16 protein-coding genes are annotated in these 19,763 nt (G+C 39.6%); all 16 read left to right on the top strand.

Translation table 11 applies throughout. The features are described from left to right. Positions 1-18: 18 nt before the first annotated feature. Entirely contained in the window at positions 19-1,512 is a 1,494-nt protein-coding gene (glpK, locus tag ACFQRG_RS20930) for a glycerol kinase GlpK (RefSeq protein ID WP_380969866.1), read from the top strand. Positions 1,513-1,763: 251 nt separating this feature from the next. Beyond that, the gene (locus ACFQRG_RS20925) at positions 1,764-3,428 is read left to right on the top strand and encodes a glycerol-3-phosphate dehydrogenase/oxidase (RefSeq protein ID WP_380969864.1); all 1,665 of its coding nucleotides are present in this window, start codon (positions 1,764-1,766) and stop codon (positions 3,426-3,428) included. A gap of 181 nt (positions 3,429-3,609) precedes the next feature. Beyond that, positions 3,610-4,773, top strand: coding sequence for a S8 family peptidase (locus tag ACFQRG_RS20920; RefSeq protein WP_380969861.1), 1,164 nt, complete (start codon positions 3,610-3,612; stop codon positions 4,771-4,773). 391 nt (positions 4,774-5,164) lie between these two features. Then, on the top strand, positions 5,165-5,926 hold the full coding sequence (locus ACFQRG_RS20915; RefSeq protein ID WP_380969859.1) for a LamB/YcsF family protein: 762 nt from the start codon (positions 5,165-5,167) through the stop codon (positions 5,924-5,926). A 106-nt stretch (positions 5,927-6,032) separates the two neighbouring features. Beyond that, positions 6,033-7,196 carry an NRAMP family divalent metal transporter gene (locus ACFQRG_RS20910; RefSeq protein ID WP_380969953.1) on the top strand — a complete coding sequence of 388 codons (1,164 nt, stop codon included), beginning with the start codon at positions 6,033-6,035 and terminating at the stop codon, positions 7,194-7,196. Between the two features lie 18 nt (positions 7,197-7,214). Next, positions 7,215-8,006 (top strand): putative hydro-lyase, encoded by a 792-nt coding sequence (locus ACFQRG_RS20905; RefSeq protein ID WP_380969857.1) that lies wholly within the window; start codon positions 7,215-7,217, stop codon positions 8,004-8,006. Between the two features lie 15 nt (positions 8,007-8,021). After that, entirely contained in the window at positions 8,022-8,762 is a 741-nt protein-coding gene (pxpB, locus tag ACFQRG_RS20900; protein ID WP_380969854.1) for a 5-oxoprolinase subunit PxpB, read from the top strand. Further along, the gene (locus ACFQRG_RS20895; RefSeq protein WP_380969852.1) at positions 8,759-9,757 is read left to right on the top strand and encodes a 5-oxoprolinase subunit C family protein; all 999 of its coding nucleotides are present in this window, start codon (positions 8,759-8,761) and stop codon (positions 9,755-9,757) included. The genes pxpB and ACFQRG_RS20895 overlap by 4 nt, the downstream gene beginning before the upstream one ends. Positions 9,758-9,780: 23 nt before the next feature. Beyond that, positions 9,781-10,230, top strand: a complete 450-nt coding sequence (accB, locus tag ACFQRG_RS20890) for an acetyl-CoA carboxylase biotin carboxyl carrier protein (protein ID WP_380969950.1) — start codon at positions 9,781-9,783, stop codon at positions 10,228-10,230. Between the two features lie 30 nt (positions 10,231-10,260). Beyond that, the gene (gene accC, locus ACFQRG_RS20885) at positions 10,261-11,613 is read left to right on the top strand and encodes an acetyl-CoA carboxylase biotin carboxylase subunit (RefSeq protein ID WP_380969850.1); all 1,353 of its coding nucleotides are present in this window, start codon (positions 10,261-10,263) and stop codon (positions 11,611-11,613) included. Between the two features lie 138 nt (positions 11,614-11,751). After that, positions 11,752-12,507, top strand: coding sequence for an IclR family transcriptional regulator (locus ACFQRG_RS20880; RefSeq protein WP_380969848.1), 756 nt, complete (start codon positions 11,752-11,754; stop codon positions 12,505-12,507). 291 nt (positions 12,508-12,798) lie between these two features. Then, positions 12,799-13,590, top strand: coding sequence for a DUF4396 domain-containing protein (locus ACFQRG_RS20875; RefSeq protein ID WP_380969845.1), 792 nt, complete (start codon positions 12,799-12,801; stop codon positions 13,588-13,590). Between the two features lie 109 nt (positions 13,591-13,699). After that, entirely contained in the window at positions 13,700-14,026 is a 327-nt protein-coding gene (locus ACFQRG_RS20870) for a metal-sensing transcriptional repressor (protein ID WP_380969843.1), read from the top strand. A 17-nt stretch (positions 14,027-14,043) separates the two neighbouring features. Then, complete coding sequence (locus ACFQRG_RS20865) at positions 14,044-16,446, top strand: heavy metal translocating P-type ATPase (RefSeq protein ID WP_380969840.1); 2,403 nt, start codon at positions 14,044-14,046, stop codon at positions 16,444-16,446. A gap of 27 nt (positions 16,447-16,473) precedes the next feature. Next, positions 16,474-16,683, top strand: a complete 210-nt coding sequence (copZ, locus tag ACFQRG_RS20860; RefSeq protein ID WP_380969838.1) for a copper chaperone CopZ — start codon at positions 16,474-16,476, stop codon at positions 16,681-16,683. Between the two features lie 228 nt (positions 16,684-16,911). Then, on the top strand, positions 16,912-19,698 hold the full coding sequence (locus ACFQRG_RS20855; protein ID WP_380969836.1) for a sigma 54-interacting transcriptional regulator: 2,787 nt from the start codon (positions 16,912-16,914) through the stop codon (positions 19,696-19,698). The last annotated feature ends 65 nt before the right edge of the window (positions 19,699-19,763 follow it).

The following is a 19,763-nucleotide window of genomic DNA, read 5'->3' as shown; positions in this document are numbered from 1 at the left end:
TCTAAGAGGAGGATAAAAATGGAGAAAAAATATATTCTGGCATTAGACCAAGGGACGACAAGTTCGCGAGCGATTCTATTTAATGAAAAAGGAGAAATTGTTCAAGTTTCCCAAGAAGAATTTAAGCAATATTTTCCTAAGCCTGGTTGGGTCGAACATAATGCGAATGAAATTTGGGGAAGCATATTATCAGTGATTGCCGGCGTTTTATCAACAGCTGATGTTTCCCCAAAGGAAATCGCCGGTATCGGGATTACGAATCAAAGGGAAACAGCGGTCGTTTGGGATAAAAACACTGGAAAACCAATTTATCATGCGATTGTATGGCAATCACGCCAAACTATGGATATTTGCGAACAGTTAAAAAGTAAAGGCTACAATGACTTATTTAGGTCAAAAACAGGATTGCTCATTGATCCATATTTTTCAGGAACTAAAGTTAAATGGATTTTAGATAACGTGGACGGCGCCCGTGAAAAGGCTGAAAAAGGTGAGCTGCTATTTGGCACAGTTGACTCATGGCTCGTTTGGAAGCTTTCCGGCGGTCAAGCCCATATTACCGATTATTCTAATGCATCAAGGACGTTAATGTATAATATTCATGACCTAAAATGGGATGATGAATTATTAGATATTTTGGGCGTCCCAAAATCGATGCTGCCTGAAGTCAAATCTTCTTCAGAAGTTTACGCCCATACGATTGACTATCATTTCTTCGGTGAAGAAGTCCCTATTGCGGGAATCGCCGGTGACCAGCAATCTGCGTTATTCGGGCAAGCATGCTTTGATGTCGGGATGGCGAAAAATACTTATGGGACCGGCTGTTTTATGCTTATGAATACCGGCGATAAAGCTGTCCAATCTGATCACGGCCTGCTGACAACGATTGCCTGGGGATTGGATAATAAAGTTGAATATGCATTAGAAGGCAGTATCTTTGTCGCGGGTTCCGCAATACAATGGCTTCGCGACGGTTTGAAAATGATTGAAAGCGCGCCGGAAAGTGAAACATTCGCTGCAAGAGTTTCTTCCACTGATGGTGTTTATGTAGTCCCGGCTTTTGTCGGGCTTGGCACGCCGTATTGGGACAGCGATGTCAGGGGAGCGGTCTTCGGTTTAACGAGAGGAACAGAAAGGGAACATTTTGTCCGGGCGACCTTAGAATCACTTGCCTACCAGACGAAGGATGTTTTGAACGCTATGGAGACAGATTCTGGGATTCAATTGAAATCGCTTCATGTTGATGGAGGAGCAGTCGCCAATAATTTCTTAATGCAATTCCAAAGCGACCTTCTTAATGTTCCTGTCGAGCGGCCGACTGTCAGTGAAACAACTGCCCTTGGAGCAGCTTATCTGGCAGGGTTGGCAGTAGGGCTATGGCAAAGTAAGGACGATATCACAAATAGATGGAAAATAGACCGCGCATTTGAGCCGCAAATGGAAACTTCTGAGCGAGATCAATTATATAATGGCTGGAAAAAAGCTGTGCAAGCAGCAAGAGCATTTAAATAATTTTACAAATAACCTTTTATACGATATAATAAAGATAAGTTAATAAAGTACGGTCAAGGTTAGTGAGAGACCATGATACCCTATGCAGTATTATCATTACTTTGCATTCATAGGTGTATTGTGGTCTCTTTTTTTATGCTGGTATTAGCTGAATCAAGGAGTTTGAAAATAATCGTCTGTATAAGAAATCAATTTTTGTAACCAAGACTTTTAAAAAGTCCTTTTCGATATTATTTTTAGGGGTGATCATAATGACTTTTTCAAGCATGAGACGGACTGAAATTTTAGACAATATGACAAATGAAACGCTTGACCTTCTGGTTATTGGCGGGGGCATTACCGGTGCAGGCATCGCGCTTGATGCCAGTGTGCGCGGTCTTAATACAGGACTTGTAGAAATGCAAGATTACGCGGCAGGTACTTCGAGCCGTTCAACCAAACTTGTTCATGGCGGGCTGCGTTATTTAAAACAATTTGAAGTCAAGCTTGTCGCTGAAGTAGGTAAGGAGCGTGCTATTGTGTACGAAAACGCGCCGCATGTCACTCAGCCTGAATGGATGCTCTTACCGATATACCAAGGAGGAACCTTCGGTAAATTCACAACTTCTATTGGTCTTGCAGTCTATGATTTCTTAGCAAAGGTCAGAAAGCATGAAAGAAGAACAATGCTAAACCGTGAAGAAACGCTTAAAAAAGATCCATTATTAAAAAAGGAAGGCTTAAAAGGCGGCGGATATTACGTAGAATATCGAACTGACGATGCCAGATTAACAATTGAAGTGATGAAAGAAGCCGTTTCCCGAGGGGTTAAAGCTGTTAATTATACGAAGGCCGAAGATTTACTTTACGATGATCATGGGAAGGTAACAGGTATTAAAGCAGTCGATCAATTGACCGGCGAATCATATGACATCTATGCTAAAAAGATTGTCAATGCGGCGGGGCCTTGGGTTGATACATTAAGAGAAATCGACCATTCGAAAAAAGGGAAGTATCTGCATCTGACAAAAGGTATTCATATTGTTATCGATGGCAAACGTTTTCCTATGAAGCAAGCAGTATATTTTGATACAACAAATGGGGACGGCCGTATGATTTTTGCTATCCCTAGAGAAGGTAAAGTATACGTTGGCACTACAGACACAACTTATACAAGTGATCCAATTAATCCGCGAATGACGTCTGAAGATCGCGATTATTTAATTGAAGCGATAAATGGGATGTTCCCAAGTGTTAAGCTGACAGCTGAAGACGTTGAGTCGAGCTGGGCCGGGGTCAGACCGCTTATTCATGAAGAAGGCAAGTCGCCGTCTGAAATTTCCCGTAAGGATGAAGTTTTCCTATCTGATTCAGGGTTAATCACAATTGCCGGCGGCAAATTAACCGGTTATCGGAAAATGGCTGAACGTGTGGTGGATATTGTTTCTGAACAGCTTCATCAGGAAGAGGGGCAACAATATCCGAAATGCGCAACAGACAGTATTAAACTTTCCGGCGGTAATGTTGGAGGGTCAGACAGTTTTAATGCCTATATAGAAGACAAGATAAAAACAGGAACGGCCATGGGGCTCTCACACGAACAGGCTGAGCAATTGGTTAAAAAATACGGTTCTAATGTTGAACAATTATTTGAGATCATTGAAAAAGAAAAAGATCATGCATTAAAATACAATATACCCATTAATATTCTTGCAACTGTCATTTATGGCATTGAAAACGAAATGGCAGTCACTCCGGTTGATTTCTTTTTAAGAAGAACAGGGGCGCTGCTGTTCCATATTGATTGGGTTCGCCAATGGAAAGAGCCGGTGATTGAATTTATGGCAAATTACTTTAAGTGGACAACGGAAGAACAAAGAAAATATACGGAAGAGCTTGACCAGGCACTTGACCAGGCGGTTCATCCAGCGGATTAAAGGAACAGGGTTTACTCCTGTTCTTTTTTTTGAAAGCTAATACCAATAATTGATATGGAAAGTAAACGTATAATCCGATTCTCCTATTTTTAGATAAATTTAAAGGGGTTTGTAGAATCTTGTAGAAGCTTTTATCTAACCAAGTGTATGTGCTTGGCAAATAGATAATAGGAGTGAGTAGATGATTAAGCGTTTCAAAGCTTTTATTATGTCATTAGCCTTATTAGCAGGCCTTGCTTTGCCCGTTTCGGCTGCAGAAGCAAATACGAACCAACCCGCTTCTGACCAGCAGGCTGCTCCGCATGAACTTATTATACATTTTAAGAAAACAGCTTCTGCAGCTTTATCAAAGGATGTTGTTTCAAAGGCCGGCGGAAGGATCGTTGATAAAACTAACAATTTTGTCGTCGTCAAGGTGAATGGGAATCTAACGGATGCTGTTAAAGCATTTGAACAGCAAAATTCTGTTGATTATGCTGAACCAAACACCATTTTCCACGTAAGCTATGTTCCAAATGATCCTGCTTTTAGAACTTTACAGTATGCACCGGAAAAGGTTGGAGCTGAACAGGCTTGGGATGTCACTCAAAGCTCTCCAAGGGTTAAAATTGCCGTGGTTGATACAGGCGTGGATTATAACCATCCTGATTTAATCGGAAAGGTGATAAAGGGCCGTGATTTTGTTGATAAGGATAACGATCCGTTGGATGAAAATGAACATGGCACACATGTTGCAGGAATCGCTGCTGCTAACACAAATAACGGCCAAGGAATTGCAGGACTTGCACCAAAGGCTTCAATTTTAGCTGTTCGTGTATTAGATGCAAGCGGCAATGGTACACTTGATAATATTGCACAAGGTATTCGCTATGCGGCTGATCAGGGAGCCCAAGTTATTAATTTGAGTCTTGGAGGAAATACGGGTTCCAAAACGCTGCAAGATGCGGTGAATTATGCATGGAACAAGGGATCTGTCGTTGTTGCGGCTGCCGGTAACGCTGGATCAACACTGCCAAGTTACCCTGCTTACTACTCTCACGTCATTGCAGTTGCAGCGACTGACAAAAATGATAAGTTAGCCTCTTTCTCAAATCGTGGTAAATGGGTAGATCTCGCTGCACCTGGTGTTGATATCTATTCGACGGTACCCGGGGGGAATTATGCCAGATTGTCGGGTACGTCCATGGCTTCTCCGGTTGTAGCCGGAATAGCGGGATTGCTCGCATCACAAGGGGAAAACAATTCGCAGATTGTTTCTTCTCTTGAAAACACAGCTGATAAAGTTCCCGGTACAGGGACGCTTTTCCAGAATGGGGTTGTGGATGCAGCAAAAGCGGTTAAATAGTAAAACATTTCTTGAGATATTATAAGGACTGACATTTGGCTTTATTATTACAACACTGTATTTTTTAAGATACACAGGAAAATAAAAAGGCTCCTAATCGCTTTAGCGATATAGGAGCTTTTTAATGGCTGTAATTAGTCGTGTACCTACTGTTAAATTCTGAAATAGAACATATTTTTGTCGGATACTAATAAAAGTCGAATCAAGGGGAAATAAACGGACAATTCTTATATATTGTTGCGTAAATAAGAAAATTATGATAAAGTCAATATGTAACCAAAATTCGGAACTTTTATACCGTTTTTCGGAACTTCATGATATTTAGCAAGGTTTATACGATTTATTTATTTATTGAGTAATGATATCGCTTACAAATTGGGGAGGAATAATCATGAGCATAGTTGATTTAAATTGTGATTTAGGTGAAAGTTTTGGAGTTTATAAGATTGGTAATGATGAAGACATTTTAAATGATGTCACTTCAGTGAATGTTGCTTGCGGGTTTCATGCGGGTGATCCGTCTGTGATGAGAAAAACTGTACAACTTGCTTTAAATAAAAATATCCGAATCGGCGCTCATCCAGGGTTGCAAGATTTAATCGGTTTTGGTCGAAGAAATATAAAAATTTCGCCAAAAGAAGCTTTTGATATCGTGGTTTATCAAATTGGTGCATTAAACGGTTTTTTACAAGCTGAAGGCGGTCGTATGCAGCACGTTAAACCGCATGGCGCATTATATAATATGGCTGCAAAAGATAAGGATTTATCTGAAGCGATTGCTGAAGCGGTTTACAAAGTGAACCCTGAACTGATTTTATATGGCTTATCAGGCAGTGAATTAATACGGGCAGGGCAGGCCATTGGCTTACGGACCGCAAGTGAAGTTTTTGCCGACCGAACATATCAGCAAGATGGTTCATTAACGCCCCGTACTGAAGAAAATGCCTTAATTGAAAAAGATGAAGATGCTGTTTCCCAAGTTATCCGAATGGTTAAGGAAGGGAAAGTTATGTCACAACAAGGTGTCGATGTACCTATACAAGCCGATACCATTTGTATTCACGGGGATGGCGCGCACGCCTTAACCTTTGCCCGCTACGTAAGATCGTCTTTGGAATCGTCGGGAATTACAGTTAAAGCAATTACCGGATAAACAATTCAGGAGGTATGATATGGCAACTAATAAAACATCCCATAAAGTTGAATCGCCGAAAAAATCATCGTCAAAAGGCGCTCCTCGGAAAGTAAGCTGGGCTTTAATGCTGGGTGCGGCATTTCTTATGGCTACATCAGCCATTGGCCCAGGCTTTTTAACACAAACGACAGTTTTCACTCAAAGCCTTGCCTCGAGTTTTGGATTTGTCATCTTTATTTCTATAATTATTGATATATTTGCACAAACAAATGTATGGCGTATTATTGCTGTTTCTGAAAAAAGGGGCCAAGATATTGCAAATATGGTGCTTCCCGGACTTGGTTACATTATCGCGGCGCTTATTGTTATAGGCGGACTCGCATTTAATATCGGGAACATTGCAGGAGCCGGACTTGGCTTGAATGTTATAACTGGCATATCTCCAAAGACTGGCGCGTTAATCAGCTGCGTCATTGCTCTCTTAATTTTCTTGGTCAAAGAGGCCGGTAAGGTCATGGATCGCTTTACACAAATTGCCGGACTTATAATGATCGTCCTCATGGTATTCGTTGCATGGAAAACAAGTCCTCCAATAGGCGAAGCGGTTATCAAATCATTTGCACCGGACAAAATTGATGTTTTCTCAATTATTACAATCGTCGGCGGTTCAGTTGGCGGCTATATTACATTCGCAGGCGGACATAGATTATTAGATTCCGGAACCAAAGGGATCAGCGCATTGCCTGAAGTTACAAAAAGCTCTGTGATCGGTATTTTAATAACAGCTGTCATGCGAATTGCGTTATTTTTAGCTGTTCTGGGTGTTGTATCTAAAGGTCTGCACATTGATTCTAATAACCCTTCCGCATCAGTTTTTCAGCTTGCAGCAGGAAACATTGGTTATAAAATTTTCGGTATTATCATGTGGGCCGCATCCATCACATCAGTCGTCGGCGCTGCTTATACGTCGGTTTCCTTTATTAAAACATTCAGTAAAAAATTAAATCGAAATTCAAAATGGATTATTATTGGTTTTATTGTTTTTTCAACATTGTGTTTCTTATTTATTGGACAGCCGGTTAAAGTATTGGTTTTAGTTGGTGCACTTAACAGCATGATTTTACCGATTGCCCTTGGTGTCCTTCTAATTGCTGCTTACAAGAAAAAAATTGTTGGTGATTATAAACATCCTATTTGGTTAACCATTCCAGGTGTTCTGGTTGTCATCGTTTTGTTCTTAATGGGCGGCTATACAATGATAGAACAGCTGTTATCACTTTTTAAATAATTTTAGGAGGCATATCAAATGATTAATCTTTCACAAGCAAAACCGTCCGAACTTCGTGAAATGATTCGCGGCAACCAATTAGTTAAACCAACTGCAGGTATGGCGGGCGGTTATGCTCAAGCCAACTTAGCTATTTTGAAAAAAGAACATGCTTTTGATTTCCTTCTGTTTTGCCAGCGCAACCCTAAGCCATGTCCTTTGCTCGATGTAACAGAAGCTGGTTCGCCGGTTCCTAAATTTGCCGCGCCATCTGGTGATATTCGTACGGATATACCAAAATATCGGATTTACAAACATGGAGAGCTGGCGGAAGAAGTAACAGATATCACAGACTATTGGAAAGACGATATGGTGGCATTCTTAATCGGCTGCAGTTTTACATTCGAACATGCCCTTTTAAACAATAATATTTCGGTTCGTCATATTGAAGAAGACCGCAATGTACCAATGTATAAAACAAATATCTCATGTATTGAAGCAGGCATATTTCACGGGAAAATGGTTGTAAGCATGCGCCCGATTCCTCAAAAAGACGTTGTACGGGCAGTGCAAGTGACTTCACGTTTTCCTGATGTTCACGGTGCACCTGTTCATATAGGAGATCCCGGTGCCATCGGCATTAAGGATATTCAGAAGCCTGATTTCGGTGATTCGGTAACGATTCGTGAAGGAGAAGTGCCGGTCTTTTGGGCATGCGGAGTTACTCCGCAATCTATCGCAATGGAAACAAAGCCGTCTATTATGATTACCCATGCGCCAGGTTATATGTTTATTACGGATATTCGTGATGAAAAATTAGGTGTTATATAGAAAGCGGTGAGCATTATGTCACAAGCCCCTTTAAATAAATCCACATTTGATCTGTCACCTTTAGGCGATTGCGCCGTTGTGGTTACTTTTGGGGATGAAATCAAGTATGAGACTCATAAAAAAATAAAAATGTTTATGGATTTACTTAAGAAGGAGCCATTTACTGGATTTATTGAATGTGTTCCTGCTTTTGTAAATTTGACAATCTATTACGATCCGTTTGTTGTTTATAATGAGCATAAAAAAAATTCACCTTTTGAAGTAGTGAGTTCAATTATTGAAAAGAAATTAAAGAAAATAGAATCTGATAAAGAGCTCAATCATCGGACAATGTCAATACCCGTATGTTACGGCGGAGAATTTGGGCCTGATTTGGAATATGTGGCCCGTTCTAATGATTTAACGACTGAAGAAGTGATTCATATTCATACTAATGGCGAGTATCTTGCTTACATGATTGGATTTGCGCCAGGCTTTCCGTTTTTAGGAGGCCTTTCAGAAAAAATTGCCACGCCTAGACGCTCCTCTCCAAGAACTTCAATTCCGGCAGGATCTGTTGGCATTGCCGGCATGCAAACAGGCGTTTATCCTATCTCAACGCCGGGGGGATGGCAGCTCATTGGAAAAACACCAATGAAACTATTTTTACCAAATGAAAATCCCCCGAGTTTATTGCAGGCCGGTGATATGATCAAATTTTATCAAATCTCCCGTAAGGAGTATGAAGAGATGGTTCATAAGGAGGGGGGACAATGAGCTTTCGTGTCATTAAGCCAGGGCTGTTAACAAGCGTTCAGGATCTTGGAAGGAAAGGGTTTCAGCAGCATGGTGTGATTGTCAGCGGCGCCATGGATGCATACTCATTTCGAATAGCCAATTTATTAGTCGGAAATAACGACAATGAAGCAGCACTTGAAATAACGTTAACGGGCCCAACGCTAAAAATAGAAAAAGATTGCTTAATTGCCATTACAGGCGGGGATATATCACCTAAAATTGACGGCCAGCCCGTTCCTATGTGGAAGCCTGTCTATGTTAAGAAAGGAAATACCCTTAAATTCGGATCGTGTCAATCCGGATGCCGTGCATACTTATCTGTTTCGGGAGGATATCAGATACCGGAGATTATGAACAGTAAAAGCACCTATTTAAGGGGTGAACTTGGCGGATATAAAGGAAGAGCATGTCAGGCGGATGATGTTATTCCCTTTAATGAACATGATCATTACCACAACCAGTTTCAAAAGGAAGAATTTACAGGTGCATTTACTGCTGCAAATTGGTCTGTTAATTATAAACAATTTATTCCGCTTATTGACAACCCGGTCATTCGTGTGACAAAAGGCAGGCAATTCGGCTATTTTACAGACTCCAGTCAAGAAGAGTTTGTGAAAAAGCCATTTGTCGTTTCCAATCAATCAGATAGAATGGGATACCGATTAACAGGGCCTTCAATGGAATTAGAAAATAAACGCGATTTATTGTCCGAGGCTGTCTCAAATGGCTCCATTCAAGTAACGCCTGACGGAAATCCTATCATTTTGCTGGCGGATCGGCAAACAACAGGCGGATATCCAAAAATTGCTCAAGTGATTACGGCAGACTTACCTTTAATCGCCCAAGTCAAACCGGGACAGTCTCTGAGATTTTCATATGTTTCTTTAGAAGAAGCAGAGCATTTATATATACAAAAAGAACAACAGCTGCAACAATTAAAGATTGCCATTTCATTGGCTTTTAAAGATAAATAATCGTATGTCAAAGGAGCTTTATGATGATAAACGTACGCGAACTAGAAGAAGTTATTCATTTAATGGATAAGTCATCGATTCGGAAAATTCATGTAGAACATGAAGGAACGAAAGTCATTATTGACAAAACGGAAGGATCTAGTGCTCCCATAACTAGTGAACATAAAGAGCACAACCAAACACAAGTAACAACTGCCGAAGAATATTCTGAAGCGAAAGAAGAAAAGGAAGAAAGTCATACTCAACAAATTCTCTCCCCTATGGTCGGTACCTTTTATTCCCGGCAGGAAGAAGGGGCTGAACCGTTCGTGCAAATAGGGTCACAAGTAAAAAACGATGATCCTGTTTGTGTTATAGAAGCTATGAAATTGTTTAATGAAGTCGAAGCCGGCGTGACCGGCGAAGTGATTGACATATTAGTTGAAGACGGACAAGTTGTAGAATACGGACAACCGCTTTTTGTCGTAAAATAAGCCATTTAATTGTAAAAAGGGGCAGTAATCATGTTTAAAAAAATTGTAATTGCGAATCGCGGCGAGATAGCGGTTCGTATTATTCGTACTTGCCGGGAGATGGGGATTGCGACGGCAGCTGTTTATTCAGAAGCGGATAAAGAAGCTTTACATGTTAAATTAGCAGATGAAGCTTTTTGTATTGGAAAAACATCTTCTAAAGACAGTTATTTAAATATCCGCAATATAATAAGTGTTGCTAGTGTAACTAATGCGGATGCCATTCACCCCGGATACGGTTTCTTAGCGGAGAATGCAGAGTTTGTCGATGTTTGCAAATCATACGATGTGACATTCATCGGGCCGGAAGCGGATGCGATCCGTAAAATGGGTGCAAAGGCAACAGCCAGAGAAACAATGAAACAAGCCGGTGTGCCAATTGTACCTGGATCGGACGGGATTATTCAACATCTAACTGATGCCATCCGTAAAGCTAAACAAATTGGCTATCCCGTTATCGTAAAAGCAACTGCCGGCGGGGGCGGAAAAGGCATGCGGATAGCGCATACCGAAGAAGAATTGCAAAAAGCGATTCGTCAAGCACAGCAAGAAGCGGAAACAGCATTTGGGGATGGCGGTGTTTATCTTGAAAAATATTTAGAGGAACCTCGGCATATTGAAATACAGATCATTGGTGATGAAGATGGCAACGTTGTTTACTTAGGTGAACGTGACTGTTCAATCCAGCGCCGGCACCAAAAACTTTTAGAAGAGGCGCCTTCTCCTGCTTTAAGTGAAGATCTGCGGGAAAAAATGGGCAAAGCCGCAGTATTAGCTGCAAAGGCCGTAAACTATACAGGAGTTGGAACAGTCGAGTTTTTATTAGATAAAGATGAAAAATTTTATTTTATGGAAATGAATACACGTATTCAAGTCGAACACCCCGTTACAGAGCTTGTCACAGGCATTGATTTAATCAAAGAACAAATCTCTGTTGCGGCCGGCAATGCATTGCCGTTTAGACAGGAAGATATCAAGTTAGACGGCTGGGCTATTGAGTGCCGTATTAATGCGGAAAATCCAGCCAAAAATTTTATGCCTTCCCCGGGCAAGGTTGACATGTATTTACCCCCGGGCGGTTACGGCGTCCGTGTTGACAGCGCTGTTTACCCCGGGTATGACATTCCGCCTTTTTATGATTCCATGGTCGCCAAACTGATTGTAAAAGGCAAAGATCGTGATGAGGCCATTCGCCGAATGAAACGGGCGTTAGATGAATTTGATATTGCCGGTATTCATACAACGATTCCGTTCCATAAAACATTATTAGATAATCCTTTATTTATAAAAGGAGATTTCAGTACAAAGTTCTTAGAGGAAAATCCTATTTACTGTGAAGTATAGAATTAGGTTTTTGCATGCTGTTTTTCTTTAGTCCGTAAAGTTTTATAATAAGGAGAAAGGAAGGGGCGACATTTATATAGGCCTTCTTTTCTATTAAGCCCTGAGCTTTGAAATATAGTAATATAAAGGAGAAATGCTATGCAGGCCAGTAATAAAACGGTTGTAAAATCTATGAAAATACTTAAACTTTTCCTGAACCATTCAAAGCTCACTTTTAATGAAATGATGGAATACTCAGGTATTCCGAAAACCTCTTTACATCGGATGGTTGGTTCGCTTGAAGAAATGGGATTCTTAACAAAAGATGAAGAAGGTTATTATTCACTTGGATTATTATTTTTACAGTTCGGGCAGCTTGTAGCCGATCGTCTGGATATTCGGACAATTGCCCGGCCCATCATGAAAGAACTTAGGGATGATGTGGAAGAAGCTGTGAATCTGATTGTCAGATACGGGAACGAAGCGATGTATATTGAAAAATTAGATACACCGCAACCTGTACGTTTATATACTTCAGTTGGACGACGGTCGCCGCTCTATGCCGGCGAATCCCGAATTATTCTTGCCTATCTGCCAAAGGGTGAACAAGAAACTTATATTGAAAATACAGATTTAAAGCCGATTGGAATTGGCACGATTACAGATAAGCATGTGCTCCGTCAATCATTAGATGAAGCAAGAAAAAATGGTTATGTCGTTACCCGATCTGAATTAGAAAATTATACAGCATCTGTAAGTGCGCCAGTATTAAATGGTCAAAATCAAGTGGCTGCCGCGATTAGCGTTGCCGGAATTGAGGCGCGTTACCAAGAAGACCGTTTGCCGGAATTAATTAAAAAAGTAAAGAAAGCGGCTATGGAGATCTCTAAAAAGCTGGGTTATTCTTATCTTTGAAAAACTATTATATAAACACTAAAGCTGAATTTTATTTGTTGAATAACGGTTTAACGGTCAAACCTTTTAGGAATAAGCAGCGGAGAAGTCCTGGAAAAATATATAATAAAATACATTAAATAAAACGGGCTGCCTTAAGGCAAGCTCGTTTTATTATGTAGATAAGTAAAGATTATTTTTGAAAAAGGCTAAGGTGATACCCTAATATTTTCGCATAGAATTTCGATTCTATGCGAAAACTTTTTATAATAAAATGTGTTTACTTTAATACATAACGGGGGTATTGTATAAATGGTTGAATTAATTTTAATTGAGGGAGATTCGAGAATGATTTGGTTAAACATTATTTCCTACGCGGCAATTGCAATAGGAATTTTCCAAGCTATCATTATTCTCATTGATATCATTCGTTATCCGCAAAAAATGATGCCGATTATGAATATCGTTTGGCCGTTAACAGGTTTATATTTTCCGGTCTTTGGTATATGGGCTTATTTTAAACTTGGTCGGGAAAAAGGAAAAATGAATATGGATATGAGCCATATGGATATGAGCCATATGGATATGGAAACGGGAATGGATATGAGTTTGGACATGCCGCATCATGAGCACATGGTCCATCACAGCCACAGTAAAAAACCGTTCTGGCAAAGCGTACTGGTATCAACCACACATTGCAGCAGCGGCTGTTCGCTCGGCGATTTAATCGGTGCGCCGCTCGTATTTGCGTTAGGTTTGACAATTGCCGGAAGTATGTTATTTGCTGATTATGTTGTTGAATTTATTTTGGCGTATCTCTTTGGCATTGCTTTTCAGTATTACGGAATGGGGTTCCAAAAACATGATCATCCCGGGGAAGCGTTGAAAGATGCAATAAAAGCAGATACGTTATCGCTTATCTGTTTTGAAATCGGTATGTTCATTTGGATGGCGCTTGTCCACTATGTCTTCTTTACCAGCCCGCCCATGCCTAATACTGCCGTCTTTTGGTTTATGATGCAATTGGCAATGATGTTTGGTTTCTGTACAAGCTACCCGGCAAACTGGTATCTTGTCAGAAAAGGAGTTAAACATGGGATGTGAAACCTTATACCCCTATTGAGTTTTAAAAAAACAATAACATCAAACAAAGGGTTTGCGTAAAATACATTACCGGGGTATAATACAATCAAACGATAAAGAGGTGAAGGCAATGTGTGAACATCATTTTGAAGATATAGATATGCAGCCGGAAAAACAGCCAAAGATTCCGAGAAGTGAACAAGAAAAGAAACAAATTGTCAATCGGCTGAAAAGAATCGAGGGCCAAGTTCGAGGGCTTCAAAAGATGGTTGAGGATGACCGTTATTGTGTTGATATTTTAATTCAAATTTCTGCTATTCAAGCCGCTCTTAAAAAAGCTGGGTATTCATTGCTTGAACGCCATACGAAAACATGCGTAGCCAGTGCTATTAAAGAAGGAGAAGGCGAGCATCACATCGATGAATTGATGAAGGTTATCCAGCAATTCTCTAAATAAGCTGGGAGGTGGAAGATATGAGCAAGGAATTAAAGCTTGGCATTACGGGTATGACATGTGCTGCTTGTTCATCTCGTATTGAAAAAGTATTGAATAAGATGGACGGCGTTAATGCTAATGTCAACTTGGCTTTAGAAAAAGCTAATGTGAAAATTGATGAAGATCAAGTGAACCCTAATGATGTTGTATCCAGAATAGAGAAACTTGGCTACGGCGTTAGAAAAGAAAAAGTTGATTTGGATATTAAAGGGATGACATGCGCGGCATGTGCCAACCGTATTGAAAAAGGTCTTAAGCGTATGGACGGCATTACAATGGCTAATGTTAACCTGGCGGCAGAATCAGGAACCGTTGAATTTGAACCAGGTATTGTTAATTTAGAGGACATTACGAATAAAGTGAAAAAACTTGGCTATGAGGCTGTTCTTAAACAAGATCAAAAAGAAAAGGAAAATGCCAAGGAGAAAGAAATCAGGGCTAAGGAGATAAAGCTGATCATTTCAATCATTCTATCTCTGCCGCTTCTTTACACAATGGCAGCCCACTTGCCTTTTGACACAGGATTACCTGTGCCGGGTATTTTAATGAACCAATGGTTTCAATTTGTTCTTGCTACTATTGTTCAATTTTATATTGGCGGACCATTCTATATCGGTGCATTCCGGGCACTCTCAAATAAAAGCGCCAATATGGACGTGCTGGTTGCTTTAGGCACTTCCGCCGCTTATTTTTACAGCTTGGTCGAAGCGGTACGCTATCAATTTGGCGCGCTGGCAAAACCTGATTTATACTTTGAAACAAGTGCCATTCTAATTACTCTTATTCTATTAGGAAAATTATTTGAAGCTAAAGCAAAAGGACGAACGACTGAAGCAATTAAAAAGCTTCTCGATCTTCAAGCAAAAGAAGCAACCGTCATTCGCGACGGCCAAGAAATTAAGATTCCAGTTGACCAAGTGCAAGTCGGCGATCAGCTTCTTGTTAAACCCGGCGAAAAAATACCTGTAGACGGTACCGTTATCGAAGGCCGCTCCTCGATTGATGAATCGATGATTACCGGCGAATCGCTCCCTGTTGAAAAATCCGCAGGTGATACAGCTATCGGTGCAACTTTAAATAAAAACGGAACGATTAAAATGAAGGCCGAGAAAGTTGGCAAGGATACTGCTCTTGCAGGTATTGTTAAAATCGTCGAGGAAGCGCAAGGATCTAAAGCGCCTATTCAACGCTTAGCTGATGTTATTTCAGGCATTTTTGTTCCAATTGTTATTGGTATAGCCGTTCTTACCTTTTTATTATGGATCATTTTTGTATCACCAGGTAACCTTTCACAAGCGTTAGAACCTGCCATCGCTGTTTTGGTTATTGCTTGTCCATGCGCTTTAGGGCTCGCGACACCGACTTCAATTATGGTCGGTACAGGAAAAGGAGCTGAACGCGGTATTCTCTTTAAAGGAGGTGAATACTTAGAAACAACGCAAGGACTGAATGCCGTTTTACTAGATAAAACAGGTACAATTACTAAAGGAAAACCTGAAGTGACTGACTTCTTACCTTTAAATAAGGAAGAAAGTTCAATGATCCTGTCGATGGTATCAGCCGCTGAAAAATCAAGCGAACACCCATTAGCCCAAGCAATTGTTGACTACTCAGATGAACAAGGCATTGAAAAAACCAAGATTGATTCGTTTGAAGCGGTACCCGGTCATGGTATTCAGGCTGAGGTAAATGGAAAATCATTGTTCATCGGCACCCGCAGGTTAATGAAACAAGAAAACATTGATTATGCCAGTCTAGAAGATAAAATGTCCCAACTTGAATCAGAAGGCAAGACAGCAATGCTGATTGCTTATGATCATGAGATAAAGGGCATCATAGCAGTCGCGGATACTATTAAAGAATCTTCGGCTCAAGCCATCAAAAAGATGAAAGAACTTGGCATTGATGTCTATATGATCACTGGTGATAACGCGCGAACAGCCCATGCCATTGCTGAACAGGCGGGTATTGATCATGTCTTCGCGGAGGTTCTTCCCGAAGACAAAGCAGAAAAAGTACAAATGCTGCAAAAGAAAGGCATGAAAGTAGCGATGGTTGGCGATGGTATTAATGATGCACCTGCCTTAGCCGCTGCCGATATCGGCATGGCCATTGGCACAGGTACTGACGTAGCTATTGAGACAGCTGACATTACGCTTGTCGGCGGGGACTTAGATCATATACCGAGAGCGATTGAGCTGAGCCGAAAAACAATGGGAAATATTCGCCAAAATCTATTCTGGGCACTTTTCTATAATGCTATCGGTATCCCAATTGCAGCAATCGGATTACTCGCCCCATGGGTTGCCGGAGCTGCAATGGCATTCAGCTCCGTATCAGTTGTAACAAACTCATTGCGACTCAAGCGTGTAAAAATATAAATCATGATAAAAGAGGAGATTTTAATTATGGAAAACACAACACTTAATGTTCAAGGTATGACATGCGGCCATTGTGAAGCAGCTGTGACAAGCGCATTGAAAGAATTAAACGGTGTATCCGATGTTAAAGTACATCTTAGCGAAGGTAAAGTTGACGTGAGCTTTGACAGCAGCAAAGTCTCTATTGATCAAATGAAAGAGGCTATTGAAGATCAAGGTTATGATGTCGTTGCATAATTGAATCATGTGAAAAAACACAGCGCCTTATGCAAATAGGCGCTGTGTTTTTTTGTTGGGATATAATGGGGAAAATATTTTAAAATCGTAAATTTAAACCGATTGTTATAAGAGTATTAATTTTTGAAAAAAACCATTTAAATGATATGGTAACATGTAATTGTCAATCAATCAAATTAAGCAATTGATTGAAAACATTATACTGTATTACTTTAGGTGGTGAGTAAGATGTTAAAAGAAGATTTGCTTTCGTATCTTGATAATGAAACAAGCCAATTTAATTGGGATCATCCTTCAGAAAATTTTACCGCTACGAGGATATCTGAAGTTTTTCATGTGAAACGGAACACGGTCAGTCATTACCTGAATCGAATGGTTAAAGATGAACTCGTCATTAAAATTAATACTAGACCGGTATATTTTTTAAGCCGGGCTGTTTTTGAGCAAAAGTTTTTTCGGCTGCTCACTTGTACATTTGGAAGTTTCCAGGAACTAAAAGAGAGCAGGGTGGAAACAAAGATTAATGATGATTTATTTGATCGTTTAATTGGGTCTGATGGAAGTTTATATAAATCGATAGAACAGATAAAGAGTTCAATTTTTTATCCTGACGGCGGGCTGCCAATTATATTAAATGGACCAACTGGTGTTGGAAAAAGCTTTATAGCTAACCTTATTTTTCAATACAGTATTGAAAAAGGAGTCCTTTCTAATGATGCACCGTTTATAAGCTTTAATTGTGCCCAATATGCAAATAATCGGGAGTTGCTGTCAAGCAATTTGTTTGGTTATGTAAAAGGAGCCTTTACAGGTGCCGATTCAACGAAAAAAGGAATGCTTGATGCGGCTGACGGCGGAATTCTTTTCTTAGATGAAGTGCATCGGCTAAATGAAGAAGGGCAAGAAAAATTATTTACTTTTATGGATCAAGGTGTTTTTCGGCGAATGGGTGAAAGTGATGGAGGACACAGAGCTAATGTCCGTCTTGTTTTTGCAACAACAGAGAATTTAGAAGAGAGTTTTCTAAAGACATTTATACGCCGTATTCCAATTCGCGTATGGATTCCCGGGCTTGATGAACGAGGAGAGAAAGAGAAAAAACAAATGGTCTATCTGTTTTTAATTGATGAAGCCCGAAAACTTGGTTTACCGTTAAAAATTTCCAGCCGAACGCTCGATGTTTTAATTAAGCATAGTTATTCCGGAAATATAGGAGATTTGAAAAATACGATTAAATATATCACAGCTGCTGCCTTTATGAAAAAAACGAACGAACAAGAAGTAGCAATTACGCTTCATGACTTGCCCGAGGATATTTTAGAAAACACCATTCGTTACACTGATAATAAATATAAACAGAATAATGAAATCGTGATTTCGCCAGGTTCTACGTTGGATCAGCTCTATGAATCAAGTCTATCAAGATTGCAACTGATCAAAAAAACATATGATAATATCTTAGACCTCTTTCAAGCTTACTTACTGAAAAAGAGTGATCAAACCTTTTTTGAACAACATGTTTTTAATGAGATACTTGTTTTATTTGATAACCTTATTTTTAATACATCTAAGGAAAATACAGGAATTATGTTGGAATTTACAACGGTTAATGTTCAAGAAATTATTCGCTTTCTTGAAAATACGTATAATGTTAAATTTAACGGCAATAGCGTTTTTGCAATGGCGCACTTTCTATATTATAAGGGGAATACAGAATTACGATGGACGGATAAACAGAAAGCCGTCATTGACAAAATCAATCAATTTGTAGACTCGAATTGGAAAATGGAACAGCAATTGGCCAAACAGTTTGTTCATCTCTTACAAACTAAATTGGATGTCAAGTTATATAAAATTGATGAAATATTCCTTGCTTTTTATTTAAAAAGCATGTCTATTGAATGTACGAACAGCAAAGTAAAGGCAGTTATTCTGGCTCATGGCTATGCAACGGCAAGCAGTATAGCGAACGTTGTGAATCGGTTGTTGGGGTGTAATATTTATGAAGCTTTTGATATGCCAATTGATGTTTCTGTAGAAGAAATTTCAACTAGAGTTTTGAATTATATTGAAGCCAATGATGTATCGAGGGGTCTCGTTATTTTAGTAGACATGGGTTCATTAAAGGACATCTATTCGAAATTTCAGGATCATGTTAATGGTCCAATCGCTATTGTTAATAATGTAACGACACAAATGGCCTTATTCCTTGGCGAATTGCTTGATAAGGAACTGTATTTGGAAGAAATCGTTGAGAAACTTCAACATGCCAACAAAACAGAGTATAGCATCATCTACCCTCAAAGCGACAAAGAAAAAGTGATTGTTACTTCATGTTTGACTGGCATGGGAACAGCCATTCAAATTCAGAAATTGCTTGAAGCAAGTATCCCTGAGGATTTATCAATCAAAATTATTGCTCACGATTATCATCGGTTAAAGGAACATGGGACATCGGAAGCCATTTTTCAAATGTACCAAGTCATGGCGATTGTGGGTACGGCTGATCCGGGTCTTAAACAAGTCGATTATATTTCTCTTGAAGACTTAATTTCTGGTCAAGGTGAGGCAAAAATGCGTAAAACGTTTCAGCGTTTTTTCAGTGATGACCAGATTCAAGAAATTAACAATAATCTTATACGAAATTGTTCGCTTGAACGTGTCATAGAGTCTGTTACGATTTTAGATACTCAAAAAATCCTAACCCATGTTGAAGAATTCATTAATCGGTTAGAAATGCTTTTAAACAAACGGCTGACAAATGATAAAAAGATAGCATTATATGTTCATATTAGTTGTTTGGTCGAGCGTTTAATTAGACAAGCTCCGATTGAAAACTATGCAAATATCGAGGAACTGGAACAGTGTCAAGAGGAAATGATTAATCATATAAAAGAAGCATTTAGTGTCATAGAAAATATTTATAATGTCAAAATCAATCTTGCTGAAATTGGTTATATCTATGATTATTTAGTTGAGGAAACCCAGTACAGCAATGGAAGTTTGAATTTTTAGTCAATATGAAATTATAAAGCCACTGATTGGCACATTTTTTGCTTATAAAAAAATAAAAGCTTTTA

Source organism: Scopulibacillus cellulosilyticus, assembly GCF_042665295.1.
Taxonomy (GTDB): domain Bacteria; phylum Bacillota; class Bacilli; order Bacillales; family Sporolactobacillaceae; genus Scopulibacillus_A; species Scopulibacillus_A cellulosilyticus.
This window is presented reverse-complemented; position numbering and strand designations above follow the sequence as displayed.